The organism is Pseudomonas sp. NPDC087803, assembly GCF_044742995.1.
In the GTDB taxonomy this organism is placed as follows: Bacteria; Pseudomonadota; Gammaproteobacteria; order Pseudomonadales; family Pseudomonadaceae; genus Aquipseudomonas.
Window position 1 is genome coordinate 57364 of record NZ_JBIUVO010000020.1, and the last position, 14575, is coordinate 71938.

13 protein-coding genes are annotated in these 14575 nt (G+C 62.0%); 5 read left to right on the plus strand and 8 right to left on the minus strand.

Annotated elements, in window-relative coordinates; translation table 11 throughout:
* Positions 1 to 473 precede the first annotated feature (473 nt).
* Together ACIOUG_RS13570 and ACIOUG_RS13575 are read right to left on the minus strand one after the other, a co-directional pair.
* Positions 474 to 848, minus strand: a complete 375-nt coding sequence (locus tag ACIOUG_RS13570; protein WP_401066239.1) for a DUF6124 family protein — start codon at positions 846 to 848, stop codon at positions 474 to 476.
* A gap of 408 nt (positions 849 to 1256) precedes the next feature.
* Positions 1257 to 2225 carry a LysR family transcriptional regulator gene (locus ACIOUG_RS13575; RefSeq protein ID WP_401066241.1) on the minus strand — a complete coding sequence of 323 codons (969 nt, stop codon included), beginning with the start codon at positions 2223 to 2225 and terminating at the stop codon, positions 1257 to 1259.
* Positions 2226 to 2501: 276 nt separating this feature from the next.
* On the opposite strand from ACIOUG_RS13575, the gene ACIOUG_RS13580 reads away from it, so the two are divergent.
* From ACIOUG_RS13580 to ACIOUG_RS13595, 4 genes are all read left to right on the plus strand, one after another.
* Positions 2502 to 4001: an efflux transporter outer membrane subunit gene (locus ACIOUG_RS13580; protein ID WP_401066244.1), complete on the plus strand. Its 1500-nt coding sequence runs from the start codon at positions 2502 to 2504 to the stop codon at positions 3999 to 4001.
* 171 nt (positions 4002 to 4172) lie between these two features.
* Positions 4173 to 6365: an FUSC family protein gene (locus ACIOUG_RS13585; protein WP_401066246.1), complete on the plus strand. Its 2193-nt coding sequence runs from the start codon at positions 4173 to 4175 to the stop codon at positions 6363 to 6365.
* Positions 6355 to 6555, plus strand: a complete 201-nt coding sequence (locus ACIOUG_RS13590; RefSeq protein WP_003221811.1) for a DUF1656 domain-containing protein — start codon at positions 6355 to 6357, stop codon at positions 6553 to 6555. The genes ACIOUG_RS13585 and ACIOUG_RS13590 overlap by 11 nt, the downstream gene beginning before the upstream one ends.
* 10 nt (positions 6556 to 6565) lie before the next feature.
* Entirely contained in the window at positions 6566 to 7429 is an 864-nt protein-coding gene (locus tag ACIOUG_RS13595) for an efflux RND transporter periplasmic adaptor subunit (protein ID WP_401066250.1), read from the plus strand.
* A gap of 145 nt (positions 7430 to 7574) precedes the next feature.
* Here ACIOUG_RS13595 and ACIOUG_RS13600 read toward each other — a convergent pair whose 3' ends face one another.
* Positions 7575 to 7973 (minus strand): DUF4440 domain-containing protein, encoded by a 399-nt coding sequence (locus tag ACIOUG_RS13600; RefSeq protein ID WP_401066253.1) that lies wholly within the window; start codon positions 7971 to 7973, stop codon positions 7575 to 7577.
* Positions 7970 to 9340 (minus strand): MFS transporter, encoded by a 1371-nt coding sequence (locus ACIOUG_RS13605; RefSeq protein WP_401066256.1) that lies wholly within the window; start codon positions 9338 to 9340, stop codon positions 7970 to 7972. Before ACIOUG_RS13605 ends, ACIOUG_RS13600 begins: the two co-directional genes overlap by 4 nt.
* A 109-nt stretch (positions 9341 to 9449) precedes the next feature.
* Between ACIOUG_RS13605 and ACIOUG_RS13610 the strand changes: the two genes are divergently transcribed.
* Positions 9450 to 10331, plus strand: a complete 882-nt coding sequence (locus ACIOUG_RS13610; RefSeq protein WP_401066259.1) for a LysR substrate-binding domain-containing protein — start codon at positions 9450 to 9452, stop codon at positions 10329 to 10331.
* A gap of 133 nt (positions 10332 to 10464) precedes the next feature.
* Here ACIOUG_RS13610 and ACIOUG_RS13615 read toward each other — a convergent pair whose 3' ends face one another.
* The 4 genes from ACIOUG_RS13615 to ACIOUG_RS13630 form a co-directional block, all read right to left on the minus strand.
* The gene (locus tag ACIOUG_RS13615; RefSeq protein WP_401066262.1) at positions 10465 to 11289 is read right to left on the minus strand and encodes an SDR family oxidoreductase; all 825 of its coding nucleotides are present in this window, start codon (positions 11287 to 11289) and stop codon (positions 10465 to 10467) included.
* Positions 11290 to 11323: 34 nt separating this feature from the next.
* Entirely contained in the window at positions 11324 to 11788 is a 465-nt protein-coding gene (locus tag ACIOUG_RS13620) for a multidrug transporter (RefSeq protein ID WP_401066264.1), read from the minus strand.
* Between the two features lie 234 nt (positions 11789 to 12022).
* On the minus strand, positions 12023 to 13474 hold the full coding sequence (locus tag ACIOUG_RS13625; RefSeq protein WP_401066267.1) for a mannose-1-phosphate guanylyltransferase/mannose-6-phosphate isomerase: 1452 nt from the start codon (positions 13472 to 13474) through the stop codon (positions 12023 to 12025).
* A 214-nt stretch (positions 13475 to 13688) separates the two neighbouring features.
* Positions 13689 to 14345, minus strand: coding sequence for an alginate O-acetyltransferase AlgF (locus tag ACIOUG_RS13630; RefSeq protein ID WP_401066270.1), 657 nt, complete (start codon positions 14343 to 14345; stop codon positions 13689 to 13691).
* Positions 14346 to 14575 lie beyond the last annotated feature (230 nt).

Consider the following 14575-nt stretch of genomic DNA (forward strand, 5'->3'; position numbering starts at 1 on the left):
ATGCGGCTTCGCCGCATGGCGCTGCGCGCCTACCCCCGGATGAACCCCTCCACTCAGCCTGCCGAAGGGGCCGGCACGGCAAGATCAAGAGCTTTCGGCGAGCTGACACTCGGCCATTTGAGTGGTGAAGAGCATGCGGTCTGTCTGGACTGCTTTGCTTTTCTGTAGGAGTGAGCCTGCTCGCGATGGCGGCCTGGCAGCCGACCAGACTTCAACTGAATGCATCCAGTCATTGTGGGAGCTGGCTTGCCAGCGATGGCGGCCTGGCAGCCGGCCAGTTTTCAACTGACCACACCCATTCCAACTGTAGGAGTGAGCCTGCTCGCGATGGCGGCCTACGAGCCGACCAGTCTCCAACTGACCACACCCATTCCAACTGTGGGAGCGAGCCTGCTCGCGAAAGCGGTGTGTCAGGCACCAAAAATATTGAATGGGCTGACGCTTTCGCGAGCAGGCTCGCTCCCACAGGGGGATTAGTTGTGTGTTGGAGACTGCGAGATTTCGTGGTTATCCAGCACTCGGTTCACCGCCAGTTCAGCCAGCATGATGATCTGCTGGATGGCCAGAATGGTCTGCCGCTGCGGGCTGTCCACATAGGCCGCAATGTCGCTGGTCATGATGCTCGCCGAGGCCAGTGATTCGCAGGCGTGAACCAGCAGGCTTTCGTTGTCCATGTCGGGGGCGACCTGGAACATGCTGCTGGGGTTGTGAAATCTCACGGTGGCGGCGGACGGTTTCAGGTAATGGTCGAGTGCACGCTCGGCGGCGTCGTGGAGTTTTCTGGAATCGAGGGATTCATAGGGGGAGGTGCTTTCCGCTTGGGGCGGATTGGGTGAAGGCTTAATCATGGCAAAGATCCTTTTGACGAAATGGAACTGCCACTCTTCGTTTTCCAGGCGAAGTGGGTGGCAGCTGTACGCAGGCTGGAAAAACCGGCAAAGGATCAAACCCGGCAGACCCGAGGGTCTCCCACGCACAGCCGCCATAACTGAAACACCGGCGCTGAAAAAGCGCGGCATTATGTCATGTGCTTTGACCCTTCGGGTTTTCCAGACCCGGTCGCTGATGTGTCAGCGACCGAACCAGCCTATCCACCCCACTTCCGACCCACAACCGTCAAAACCTGTCGGAAAACTCCCGTCAAATCACCGCTTTTGTAGGAGCTGCCGTAGGCTGCGATCTTTTGATTTTTAAACATCAAGGGCAAAAGATCGCAGCCTGCGGCAGCTCCTACAGGTTTAGTGATGTGTTGAAAATCAGTTGGCGACGCGGGCTCCGGCGAGGCTGCCGCTTAACTCGTAGGCGGCCAGTTCTGCCTGGTGCGCGGCAAGGATTTCCGGCAGCGACCCGCGCAAATACTCGACCCAGGTCTTGATCTTCGCATCCAGGTATTGCCGCGACGGGTAGATCGCGTACAGGTTGAGTTCCTGCGAGCGGTAGTTGGGCATCATCCGCACCAGCGTGCCGTTGCGCAGGCCTTCGATGGCGGCGTAGACCGGCAGGACGCCGACGCCCATGCCGCTGATGATCGCGGTCTTCATCGCGTCGGCGGAGTTGACCAGGAATGGCGAGCTGTTGATGGTGACCATTTCTTGGCCTTCGGGGCCGTCGAAGGCCCATTTTTCCAGGGGGATCACCGGGCTGACGAGGCGCAGGCAGGCGTGGTTCAGCAGGTCGCTGGGTTTTTGCGCGCAGCCGTTGGCTTTCACATAGGCCGGGGAGGCGCAGACGATGCTGTAGGTGATGCCCAGGCGCTGCGAAACGAAGCCCGAGTCCGGCAGTTCGCGGGCCAGCACGATGGACACGTCGTAGCCTTCATCGAGCAGGTCCGGCACGCGGTTGGCCATGGTCAGGTCGAAGGTCACGTCCGGGTGGGTCTTGCGGTAGCGGGCGATGGCGTCGATCACGAAGTGCTGGCCGATGCCGGTCATGGTGTGCACTTTCAGTTGGCCGGCGGGGCGGGCGTGGGCTTCGCTGGCCTCGGCTTCGGCTTCTTCGACATAGGCCAGGATCTGCTCGCAGCGCAGCAGATAGCGCTTGCCGGCCTCGGTCAGGGCGATGCGCCGGGTCGTGCGATTGAGCAGGCGGGTTTGCAGGTGGGCTTCCAGGTTGGAGACCGCGCGCGAGACGTTGGCCGTGGTGGTGTCGAGTTGCACGGCGGCGGCGGTGAAGCTGCCGGCTTCGGCCACACAACTGAAGGCGCGCATGTTTTGCAATGTGTCCATGGGGTGCTCTCAAGGGAGATGGCAAATTGTGACACGAAGTTTCAGGGGCTGAGACCCCCGACCAAGGGATTATCTCGTTAACGGTAACAAAGATTCACAGGAATCCCAGCTTATCGCCACCAAGGCGCCCACCTAGAATTGCGCCGTTCCCTGCAGGAGCTGCCGAAGGCTGCGATCTTTTGATTTTGATTTAAGGGAATCAAGGTCAAAAGATCGCAGCCTTCGGCAACTCCTGCACAAGTCCCCCGCCTTATCCTCTTTCAGGAATTCGCAGCTGTGCCGCGTCGCATCAACAGAGCGCTTTTGCCGCTCAGTGTTCTGGCTTTTACCCTGGGTCTCAGCGGCTGCATCTCAACGCAAGGAATTGCCCCGCATAGCAAGGCATTGGAAGCCGACGCACTGGCCACTGACGACGCCATCGCCCACGCCGCCAAAGACGCCAATTGGCCCACCGCACAATGGTGGCAAGCCTACGGCGACCCGCAACTCAATCGCTGGATCGACCTCGCCGTGCAGGGCAGTCCGAGCATGGCCATGGCTGCGGCGCGGGTGCGTCAGGCCAAGGCGCTGGCCGGTGTCGCCGAGGCCGCCGAGTCGTTGCAGATCAATGGTGAGTCAACGCTCAAGCGCCACAACTGGCCGACCGACCAGTTCTACGGCCCGGGCGAGTTGGCCAACACCACCACCTGGGACAACAACGCCGCGCTCGGTTTCAGCTATGCCCTCGACCTCTGGGGCCGTGAAAGCAATGCCAGCGAACGCGCGGTGGATCTGGCGCACATGAGCGCCGCCGAAGCGCGGCTGGCGCAGCTGGAATTGCAGAACAACATCGTGCGCGCCTACATCGAGCTGTCGCTGCATTACGCCCAGCGCGACATCGTCGCCGCGACGCTGAAGCAGCAACAGCAGATTCTCGATCTGGCGCAGAAGCGCCTGAACGGCGGCATCGGCACGCACTTCGAAGTCAGCCAGGCCGAAACGCCGTTGCCGGAAACCCATCGGCAACTGGATGCGCTGGACGAAGCAATCGCCCTGAGCCGAAACCAGATCGCCGCGCTGGCCGGTAAAGGCCCGGGCGACGGGGCGCAGTTGCAGCGGCCGACTTTGGCGCTGGGCGCAGCGCTCAAGCTGCCGTCGGCATTGCCCGCCGAGCTGCTCGGTCAGCGCCCGGACGTGGTTGCCAGTCGCTGGCAAGTGGCGGCGCAGGCACGCGGCATCGACGTGGCGCACGCCGGCTTTTATCCCAACGTCGATCTGGTCGGCAGCCTCGGCTACATGGCCACCGGTGGCGGCGCGCTGGAGTTTTTGACTGGCAAGAAGCTCAACTACAACGTCGGCCCGGCGATCTCTTTGCCGATCTTCGACGGTGGGCGTTTGCGCAGTGAACTGGGTGAAGCGTCCGCCGGGTATGACATCGCCGTGGCGCATTACAACCAGACGCTGGTCAATGCGCTGAAGAACATCTCCGATCAGTTGATCCGCCGCGAGTCGATGAACAAGCAGCAAGCCTTCGCCGCCGAGTCGGTGGCCACTGCGCAGAAGACTTACGACATCGCGATGATCGCCTATCAGCGTGGCCTCACTGATTACCTCAACGTGCTCAATGCGCAGACTTTGTTGTTCAAGCAGCAGCAAGTGCAGCAGCAGGTGCAGGCGGCGCGGTTGAGTGCGCATGCGGAACTGGTGACGGCGTTGGGTGGCGGCCTCGGGGCCGGCAACGATGTGCCCACTGCCGAACAAACAGCAGTCCCGAAAACCCCGGCCCTGCTGCGGTGAACACAATCCCGATGGCATGCGCAAACCTGTGGCGAGGGAGCTTGCTCCCGCTGGGCTGCGCAGCAGCCCCAAAAATCTTGTGAGCGCTGCGCACTCAAGCGGGAGCAAGCTCCCTCGCCACAGGAATTGCGTGATCCACAGACTTTTTCCTCATTCATTGAGCAAGACCAAATGACTCCCTTGCCCGCACCTCTACGCTGGCTCTGCTCCCTGGAATGGCGTCGGGGTTTGTTTGACTGGGCGCGCAGTGATGGCGTGACCTGGGTGTATATCTTCAAGGTATTGCTCGCCGCGTTCCTCACGCTGTGGCTGGCGATGCGCCTGGAGTTGCCGCAACCGCGCACGGCGATGATCACCGTGTTCATCGTCATGCAGCCACAGAGCGGCCATGTGTTCGCCAAGAGTTTCTATCGCTTCCTCGGCACCCTGGCCGGGTCGGCGATGATGGTCACGCTGATCGCGCTGTTCGCGCAGAACACCGAACTGTTCCTCGGTTCGCTGGCGATCTGGGTCGGCATCTGCTCGGCCGGTGCGGCGCGTTGCCGTAACTTTCGCGCTTACGGTTTTGTCCTTGCGGGCTACACCGCGGCGATGGTCGGGTTGCCCGCGCTGGCGCATCCGGACGGGGCGTTCATGGCCGCCGTGTGGCGGGTGCTGGAGATCTCGCTGGGGATTCTCTGCTCGACGGTGGTCAGCGCCGCGATCCTGCCGCAAACCGCCAGCGCGGCGATGCGCAACGCCCTGTATCAGCGTTTCGGCGTGTTCGCGTTGTTCGTCACCGATGGCTTGCGCGGACGCAGCAAAGCCGAGTCGTTCGAAGCGAGCAACGTGCGGTTCATCGCCGAAGCCGTGGGCCTCGAAGGACTGCGCAGCGTCACCGTATTCGAAGACCCGCACATGCGTCGGCGCAACGGTCGCCTCAGTCGTTTGAACAGCGAGTTCATGGGCATCACCACGCGCTTCAACGCCCTGCATCAGTTGCTCGAACGCTTGCGCGTGAACGACGAAGAACACGTGGTGGCGGCGATCCGGCCGGGCCTGCAGGATCTGGCCGAAGTGCTCGACGGCTTCAGTGGCCGCGCCCTCACCAGCCCCGATGCCGCACGCCTGGCGACGGCACTTGCGACGTACAAGGAAGGCCTGCCGGCGCGGGTGCGCAGCCTGCGTGCAGCCTTTCAGGAGACGGACCCTAGCGACGCCGAGCAACTGGATTTCCACACCGCGTACGAACTGCTCTATCGCTTCGTCGATGACTTGCACAATTATGCCCAGACCCACGCCTCGCTGGCCGATCACCGCCACGAACGCGAGCGCTGGGACGAGCCGTTCACCCCGCAAACCAACTGGTGGGCCGCGGCGGCTTCGGGAATTCGCGCCTCGTTCATCCTGATGGTGCTGGGTAGCTATTGGGTCGCCACCGCGTGGCCGAGTGGCGCGACCATGACTCTGATTGCTGCCGCGACGGTGGGCCTGTCCGCCGCCACGCCGAACCCGAAACGCATGGCGTTCCAGATGGCCTGCGGGACTTTCCTTGGAGCGCTGATCGGCTTCGTCGAGATGTTTTTCATCTTTCCGTGGATCGACGGTTTTCCGCTGCTGTGCGTGATGCTCGCGCCAGTGATCGTGCTCGGCTCGTTCCTCGCTTCGCGGCCGCAATACGCAGGTGTGGGCTTGGGGTTGCTGATCTTCTTCAGCACCGGTTCGGTGCCGGACAACCTGACCATTTACAACCCCTACACCTTCATCAACGACTACATCGCCATGGTCATGGGCATGCTGGTCTGCGCCGCTGCCGGCGCAATCATTCTGCCGCCCAACAGCCGCTGGTTGTGGAAGCGCCTGGAGCAGGATCTGCGCGGCCAGGTGGTGTACGCGATCAGCGGCAAGCTCAAGGGCCTGGCGTCGAGTTTCGAGAGTCGTACCCGTGACCTGCTGCACCAGGCTTATGGTCTCGCCGCCGGGCAGCCGACTGTGCAGAAGAACCTGCTGCGCTGGATGTTCGTGGTGCTCGAAGTCGGCCACGCGATCATCGAGTTGCGCAAGGAACAGGCGATCCTCCCGGTGCACCCGGCGTATGCCGAATCGCAGCCGTGGCGTCAGGCAATTCGCGTGATGGGCCGGGCGCTGGTGCGACTGTTTCTGCAACCCAATCCGAGCAATCTGGAACGCGCACTGGTAGCGGTCGATCACGCGATCAGCCGGGTTGCGGCGACCGACGAGCCGTTCGCGCCGCACTTCGACACGTCCGCGTTGCGCCGGGTGAAGAGCTATCTGCACTTCATCCGCACCTCGTTGCTCGACCCGCAATCACCACTCGCCGCCTATGCCATCGCCAAGCCCGAAGGACTTGCCCATGCCTCGTGAAATCGCCTTCCACGGCGTGTACATGCCGACCATGACCCTGATGTTCTTTGTCGCTGCGGCGCTGGCCTGGGCGCTCGACCGGTTCCTCTCGGGGTTCGACCTGTACCGTTTTTTCTGGCACCCGGCGCTGTTGCGTCTGAGTCTGTTTACCTGTCTGTTCGGCGCCATGGCGCTGACTGTCTACCGTTGAGAACGATCTGATGAAAAAGTTTTTCAGCCTGCTCGCGACCCTGCTGGTGTTGGCCTTGGCGTTGTGGATCGGCCGCACGTTGTGGGAGCACTACATGAACACCCCGTGGACGCGCGACGGTCGGGTGCGGGCGGACATCATCAACGTCGCTGCCGACGTCACCGGGGAAGTGGTCGACGTCCCGGTGCGCGACAACCAGTTGGTGAAGAAGGGCGACTTGCTGATGCAGATCGACCCCGAGCATTACCGTCTCGCGGTGAAGCAGGCGCAGTCGCTGGTGGCGTCGCGCAAGGCGACCTGGGAGATGCGCAAGGTCAACGCGCATCGCCGCGCCGACCTCGACAATCTGGTGATCTCCAAGGAAAACCGCGACGACGCCAGCAACATCGCCGACGCCGCACAGGCCGACTATCAACACGCGCAAGCCCAACTGGAAGCCGCCGAACTCAACCTGAAACGCACCGAAGTGCGCGCGGCAGTGGACGGCTACGTGACCAACCTCAACGTGCATCGCGGTGACTACGCGCGTATCGGCGAAGCGAAAATGGCCGTGGTCGACATGAACTCGTTCTGGGTCTACGGCTTCTTCGAAGAGACCAAGCTGCCGCATGTGCGCGTAGGCGACAAGGCCGACATGCAACTGATGAGCGGTGAAGTGTTGAAGGGGCATGTGGAGAGTATTTCCCGCGGCATCTACGACCGCGACAACCCGGAAAGCCGCGAGCTGATTGCCGACGTGAACCCGACGTTCAACTGGGTACGACTGGCGCAACGGGTGCCGGTGCGGATTCACATTGATGAAGTACCGGAGGGTGTGTTGTTGGCGGCGGGGATTACTTGCACGGTGGTGGTGAAGCAGGACGCTGTCGAGTAACCCTGTGGCGAGGGAGCTTGCTCCCGCTGGGCTGCGCAGCAGCCCAAACCTGCTCGCCAGTGAGGTCAGACACACCGCGTAGACAGGTTTGGCGACTGCTACGCAGCCGAGCGGGAGCAAGCTCCCTCGCCACAATGGGATGCCATCAGCCTTGGCAAAACGTCTCCTGCAAATGCCGCCACAGCACCCGCCCGGCCTCGGTCTTTTCAAACACCACCGTCGATCGGCGATCGGTGTGCAACCCACTCGCATCGCTCTGCTGCTCGCGATAACTGAGCGTTGCGCCATGCGCATGCAGCGCAATCCCGCGCAGCTCGCTGAGCTCGATTCTGAAGCCCGTCTTCTTCCCGCCCGCCGACTGAAACAATGCGCGCAAGGCCTCGATATCCAGCGCCCGCCCCAGCGGCGTGACCATGGAAAAATTTGCCGAGAAGCGGCTCAGCAAGCGCGCAAGTTCCGCCGAATCCTGCTCCACGGCAAACCAGCGTTCGATGATCAGGTGGGCCTGAATCACTTCATCAAAATATTCGTTGTAGTCAGTCATGTGGATTTTTCCTGAGGGGGAGGTGAGCTCAAAAGGGCGAGCACTTTGGAGGCATCGAAACGCAGCACCGCGACCATCGGCAACAGCGTCAGCAGCGCGGCGGCGAGAAAGCAGTAGCGGAAACCGTTGCCGCCCAAGGCGCCCAACAGCGAACTGAGCAGCGCCGCGCCGAGACAGAAACCGAGCTGGCGATTGATGTTCCACAGCGCACTGGAGTGGCCCATTTTTTCCGGCGCGATGCCGACAAACGCCAGGCTTTGCGCGGTGACGCTGCACAGGCTGCCGCCCAGCCCCATCAAGGCATAGGCAAAGATCAGCGGAACGGCGGCGGGTTGTTCGACGCGCATCAGCAGGACAATCCCCAGGCACTGCAAAAGCATCCCGGCGATCAGCAACGGTTTGGGGCCGATGCGGTTGAAACTGCGTTTGCCGAGCATGATCGCCACCCCCGAGGCGGCCGCCCAGGACAGCATCAGCGCACCGGTCTGCGCGGCGCCGAAGCCGAGGTCGTGCAGGTACAACACGGCAATCATGTTGGTGCCGGTGAAAACGCCGGGCACGAACAGGTAGATCAACATCGCCAGGCGCAGCGACGGACTGTTGATCAGTTGCAGGTCGAGCACCGCGTCGGGTTTGTGCCAGCCATCGCGCAGGTACAGCCCCAAGGTGACGGCGCCGATCAACAGAACGCCGCCCGCCAGATTCCGGGTCGTGGACATGCTCGCCAGACTCACCGCAATCAACAACAGACTCAGGGCTGCCACCGCCAGCAGCAACCCGCGCAAATCCAGCGTCGGGCGTTCAGTGGAGGGTTGATCCGCTTGCAACCACAGCAGACCCAGGCCGAACGCGAGCAGCGCCAGCGGCATGTTCAGATAGAAAATCCAGCGCCACGACAACGCCTCGACGATCAGGCCGCCCGCCGCTGGCGACAGCGCTGGCACCAGCAGCGCGACCATCAGCACCACGCCGGTCAGGTGCGCGCGTTGTGTCGCTGGATACTGCCGATAGGCCAAGGCCTGACCAATCGGCAGCAACAGACCGCCGCCAAGGCCTTGCAGCAGGCGCCAGCCAATCAGACTTTCAATCGACCCGGCCTGGGCCACCAGACCGCAAGCGATACCGAACAGCAGCAACGAGCCGAGAATCAGCCGCCGCTCGCCCAGCCGCGCCGCCAGCCACACGCTCAGCGGAATGATCAGTGTCAGCCCGAGCATGTAGGCGTTGGTGATCCACGCCAGTTGCGTCACTGATGCCTGTAATTCCCGGGCGATGTCCGGGTAGGCAATGCTCGCGGCGAACATGTTCAGCAGGTCGAGGGCAAACCCGAACAGATACACCAGCGCGACTTTCGAGCGATAGGCCATGGCAGCTTCCCTGTGATGAGAGGTGCAGGGTAGGGGGCTTCAGGCGTTAGGAAAACGCTGGTTTGCCTGCTAGTTTGTCAAAATAATTTTGACAGGGAGTGCGTGGGACATGGTCAGCCTGGACCGTTTTGACACTTTCAAGGCCGTGGTCGAGGCCGGGTCGTTGACCGCGGCTGCCGATACCTTGGGCCAGACCCGCGCGGTAGTGAGCTTCAATCTCAAGCGCCTGGAAGAAGAACTGGGTGTCACCTTGCTCACGCGCAACACCCGGCAACTGGCCCTGACCGATGCCGGCGAGCGCTTCTATCGACGCTGCCTGCGTACCCTCGACGAAGCACGACTGGCGATCGAGGAAGCGCGCTCCGAGCATTCGCAACTCAAGGGCACGTTGCGCATCACCACCACCGTGGAATTCGCCCTGGCCCAAGTGGTGCCGGCGCTGGAGGTGTTTCGCCAGCAACAGCCGCAACTGAACATTCACTTGTCGACTTCATCGACCCACGCCGATCTGATCTCCGAACGCTTCGACATGGCGATCCGCCTGGGGCGCATGCACGACTCCAATCTGCGCGCAGTGCAGTTGTCGACGTTCGAAGTGTTTGCGGTGGCGGCGCCGCAGCTGGTCGAACGCTTCGCCCCGGTCGCCACGCTGGCGACGCTGGAATCGATGCCGACGCTCGGCCATGGCCGCGTCCCGGAAATGACCGTGACCGACCCGGCCGGCAGTGAGCATGTCTACCAGCCAAAACCGGGGACCACCGCCATCGTCGCCGACAACTCGGCGACGCTCAGGGCGTTTACGCTGACCGGGCAAGGGGTGGCGATTTTGCCGCAGTGGCTGATTCAGGAGGATCTGGAGGCGGGGCGATTGGTGCGGTTGCTCGCCGATTACCGCTTTGCCCAGCAGGGGGTTTACGCGCTGTATCCGGATACCCGGCATTTGCCGCTGAAGGTGCGGGCGTTTATTGATTTCATGAAAGGTTGGGGCTGAGGATCTCGAGTGATTGTTCCGGCCTCTTCGCGGGCAAGCCACGCTCCCACAGTTTTTGTGTCGTTCTGGATATCCGTGTACACCGCAAAACCCTGTGGGAGCGTGGCTTGCCCGCGATAGGAACTCCTCGGTCTCAGAGCTGGCCGCGCAACCCGAACCGCTTCATCAACGTCGACTCCAGCAACCCCTTGGGCAACAACGTCGCCAGCAACGGCAACGCCCGGCTGCCATTACCAATGCGAACCAAGCGCGGCGGCGTGCTCTGCTGCACCGCTTTGAGCAATTCAGCCGCAAACTCACTGGCCGGGGTCGGCTTGTCCTGCGACGCCTTGGCCCGCGCGCGGATCCCCTCACGCAACGGAAACCACGGCGACTGCTCGTTGATCAACTGCTCCGCTTCGTGCCCGGCATTCTTGGCGAAGCTCGACTGGATCGCGCCCGGCTGCACCTCCATCACGCGAATGCCGAACGGCGCCAGTTCCATACGCAGCGCATCGCTCAGGGCATGCACCGCGGCTTTTGAGGCACAGTAGGCGCCAGCAAACGGCGTCACCAGCACGCCGGAAACACTGCCGATGTTCACCACCAGCCCCTTGGTCCGGCGCAGCACCGGGAACAGTGCGCGAGTCACGCCGACAATCGAAAATACGTTGGTCTCGAACTGGCGTTGCATCGCAGGCACGCCGCCGTCGAGCAGTGGCCCCATCGCACCATAACCGGCGTTGTTGATCAGCACGTCGAGGCCGCCGTGTTGCTGGTTGATGCGTTCCGCGAGTTGTTCCAGCGCCGCGCTGTCATTGACGTCCAGCGCGATGGCGGTGAACCCGGCAGCGGCGAGGGCCGCGACATCATCAGGCTTGCGCGCACTGGCCCAGACTTCGTAACCGGCGCCTTTAAACGCGTCAGCGAGGGCGCGGCCAATGCCGCTGGAGCAACCGGTAATCAACGCAACGGGCATGGCGCATTCCTTGTGCAAAAAGTGGGGAAGGGGATCAGTCGGAGAAACTGCCCTGCAAGCGCTCGGCGCGAAATTCCAGGGTTTGCGGACGATAACCGGGCCGCAGCGGTGGCAGGGGCAGGCAGTCTTCCCAGTTGCCGCCGGCCTGCAGTTCGCCGGGGCCGCGATAGCGCGGGGCGCTGTATTGGTTGTCGGCCAGATTGACCGTGTCACCGGGCGCGTAGGCTGCAATGCGCCAGCGCAGTTCGGTCAGCGGCACATCGTTGCCGTTGTTCATTTTCAGTTGCAGCGGTCGATCCGCCGGGCACTGTTCCGGCGCATAGACGATGCGCATCTCCAGACGCGCCAGTTGCTTGAGCTCGCGGTTGTCCAGCCACACCACCCAGACCGCGACCAGTCCCAGACCAACGGCGGCGGCCACCGACACCGGCACAGCCTTGGCCGGATAGCGCAATAACAGGATCAGCCAGGTGATGACCAGCAAAACGCCGATGAACATGTCGCACAACCTCGCGGGGATAGAGGGGCATCCTACCTAAGCGTAGGTGAGGTTGGCGATGGGCAGGGCGAAGTCAAAAGATCGCAGCCTGCGGCAGCTCCTACAGTTGGAACGCGTTTTCCCTGTAGGAGCTGCCGCAGGCTGCGATCTTTTGCTTCTAAAAAAAGCCCCCGCCCAACCCGCTGCGGATGGGGGACGCAGCGGGCTGGACGGGGGCTTCTCATTGCAGGGTGATCACTGCGCGATGGTTTTCACCGACACGCCGCGTTCGATCGGGGTGGAGCGCCCGTAGATATCTTCGAAGCGTTCGATATCGTCTTCACCGAGGTAACTGCCCGATTGCACTTCGATGATTTCCAGCGGGATCTTGCCCGGGTTGCGCAGGCGATGCACCGAGGCGATCGGGATGTAGGTCGACTGGTTCTCGCAGAGCAGGAACACGTTGTCATCGCAGGTCACTTCGGCGGTGCCGCTGACCACGATCCAGTGTTCGGCGCGGTGGTGGTGCATTTGCAGCGACAGGCATGCGCCCGGTTTGACCGAGATGTGCTTGACCTGGAAACGCCCGCCCATGTCCACCGAGTCGTAGGAACCCCACGGACGGTAAACCTCGCAGTGGTTCTGGGTTTCGCTGCGGCCCTGTTCGTTGAGGGTGTTGACCATCTGCTTGACGCCCTGAACCTTGTCCTTGTGGGCGATCATCATCGCGTCTTTGGTTTCGACCACGACGATGTTTTCCAGGCCGATCACCGACACCAGTTTGCCGTTGCCGTGGATCATGCAGTTCTTGCTGTCCTGGATCACCACGTCGCCCTTGCTGACGTTGCCGTTGGCGTCTTTTTCGTTGACTTCCCACAGCGACGACCAGCAGCCGACATCGCTCCAGCCGGCGCTCAGCGGTACTACGCAGGCGCGCTGGGTTTTTTCCATGACGGAGTAGTCGATGGAGTTGTCCGGGCAGCAGGCGAAGGTGGCTTCATCGAGGGTGACGGTGTCGGCGTCCTGCTCGCTGCGCTCGAGGGTCAGCAGGCAGGTGTCGTAGATGTCCGGATCGTGCTTTTTCAGCTCTTCGAGGAAGCGGCTGGCGCGGAACAGAAACATGCCGCTGTTCCAGTAGTAACCGCCGGAAGCAACGTATTCGGTGGCACGTTTGACGTCAGGTTTTTCGACGAAGTGCGAGACGCGGCTGACGCCTTCAGGCAACAGCGAGTCGCCGGTGGATTTAATGTAGCCGTAGCCGGTTTCCGGTTTGGTCGCCGGCACGCCGAACAGCACCATTTCACCGTTTTCGGCGGCGACGGTGGCCAGGGCCAGTGCGCGTTGCAGGGCTTTCTGGTCTTCCAGCACGTGATCGGCCGGCAGCACCAGCATCAGTTCGTCACGCCCTTCGTTGACCAGCATCATCGCGGTCAACGCCACGGCTGGCGCGGTGTTGCGGCCAAACGGTTCCATCAGGATGCGCTGGCATTCGAGGTTTCGGTTGGCCAACTGCTCGTTGACGATAAAACGGTGATCCTTGTTGCAGACCACGATCGGTGTGTCCATGCCTTCGAACACCAGACGCTCCAGGGTTTGCTGGAACAGTGTGTGTTCACCGGTCAGGGCGAGGAATTGCTTAGGGAATTGCTTGCGCGAAAGCGGCCAAAGACGTGAACCGCTACCACCTGACAAGATCACCGGAATCATATTGTTACTCCATAAAATCGATTGGTTAGAGGCACGAACGCTGTGTCGTTTCACTCTTGTTTTTGTTTCGTACCTGAACTGACAACCCGATTCAGGGTGGGAGGGGGCTTGCTCCCGAAGGCGGTGTATCAGTCGACATATCGGTTGAATGTCAGACCGCTTTCGCGAGCAAGCCCGCTCCCACAGTGGGGACGGGGTCAGGCAGGAAAAATTGTTAGCGCGTCGACACTGGGCGTTTCACCCAGACTGGCGACAGGCTGCTGCCGGAACCGGTGACGTACAGCACCGCTGCTTCACCGCGCTCCAGGGCGACCGGTTTCACGTCGCCGACTTTCTTGGCACCTTCGTACAGCGCCAGGCTGACTTTCACCGGATTGATTTCACGTTCGCCACGGCCCTTGGCCGCCACGTTCGGCACCACGTCAGTCTTGCCGTCGGCGGTCTTCAGGGTCAGCGGCTTGTCGCTGAGGTTCTGCACGCGCACCAGGGATTTCTGCTTGTTCTTGAACGGCGGCTCTTCGATCAGTTGCGGCGCGCCGGAAGCGTTGTTGACCAGGGTGTAGTAGTGGTCACCGGCAAGTTTCACCGGCAGGGTCTGGCTGCCGATTTTGGCGCTGTAGTCACCGCCCGGCATGAAGCTGAAGTCGCTGCTGGCCAGTGGTGCAACGTCGCTCAGGTTGGTGCTGCCGACGGTGGCGCTGACTTCGGCGTTGCTGGCGTTGTAGACCCGCACGAAGGTCGAGCCTTTCGGTGCGGTCGGGCCGTACAGCGCGGCGTCGCCACCGGCGAATGCCTGTACCGACAGCACGCTGAGGCCTGCAACGAGTGCGAAGCGTTTTGCGAGACGACGAGGAGTAGTAGTGAAAGTCATGGTGTTACCTCTCTTTCAGTTTTGCGCCCGATCGGGCGTCTCGGATTTAGTGTTGATGGCTACGTTTTGTTGGCGAGCACCGGCTTGTTTGAGCTCTGCGACCCACTGCGGGGGGGGGGGGGCGATGTGTGGCGGGGGACAACGAAAAAGGGGGCGGCGGCCCGCAGGTGGTGGGCGAGCGCAAAACAGCCGGTGGTGGGCCACAAAAAGGAGGCCTGAAAACGAAATGC

Excerpts from the sequence above, each read along its gene's own strand:
- ACIOUG_RS13570 (WP_401066239.1), bottom strand. The coding sequence starts at position 848 with ATGATTAAGCCTTCACCCAATCCGCCCCAAGCGGAAAGCACCTCCCCC.
- ACIOUG_RS13605 (WP_401066256.1), bottom strand. The coding sequence starts at position 9,340 with ATGGCCTATCGCTCGAAAGTCGCGCTGGTGTATCTGTTCGGGTTTGCC.
- ACIOUG_RS13630 (WP_401066270.1), bottom strand. The coding sequence starts at position 14,345 with ATGACTTTCACTACTACTCCTCGTCGTCTCGCAAAACGCTTCGCACTC.
- ACIOUG_RS13620 (WP_401066264.1), bottom strand. The coding sequence starts at position 11,788 with ATGTTCATCGGCGTTTTGCTGGTCATCACCTGGCTGATCCTGTTATTG.
- ACIOUG_RS13625 (WP_401066267.1), bottom strand. The coding sequence starts at position 13,474 with ATGATTCCGGTGATCTTGTCAGGTGGTAGCGGTTCACGTCTTTGGCCG.
- ACIOUG_RS13595 (WP_401066250.1), top strand. The coding sequence starts at position 6,566 with ATGAAAAAGTTTTTCAGCCTGCTCGCGACCCTGCTGGTGTTGGCCTTG.
- ACIOUG_RS13615 (WP_401066262.1), bottom strand. The coding sequence starts at position 11,289 with ATGCCCGTTGCGTTGATTACCGGTTGCTCCAGCGGCATTGGCCGCGCC.
- ACIOUG_RS13590 (WP_003221811.1), top strand. The coding sequence starts at position 6,355 with ATGCCTCGTGAAATCGCCTTCCACGGCGTGTACATGCCGACCATGACC.
- ACIOUG_RS13575 (WP_401066241.1), bottom strand. The coding sequence starts at position 2,225 with ATGGACACATTGCAAAACATGCGCGCCTTCAGTTGTGTGGCCGAAGCC.
- ACIOUG_RS13600 (WP_401066253.1), bottom strand. The coding sequence starts at position 7,973 with ATGACTGACTACAACGAATATTTTGATGAAGTGATTCAGGCCCACCTG.
- ACIOUG_RS13610 (WP_401066259.1), top strand. The coding sequence starts at position 9,450 with ATGGTCAGCCTGGACCGTTTTGACACTTTCAAGGCCGTGGTCGAGGCC.
- ACIOUG_RS13585 (WP_401066246.1), top strand. The coding sequence starts at position 4,173 with ATGACTCCCTTGCCCGCACCTCTACGCTGGCTCTGCTCCCTGGAATGG.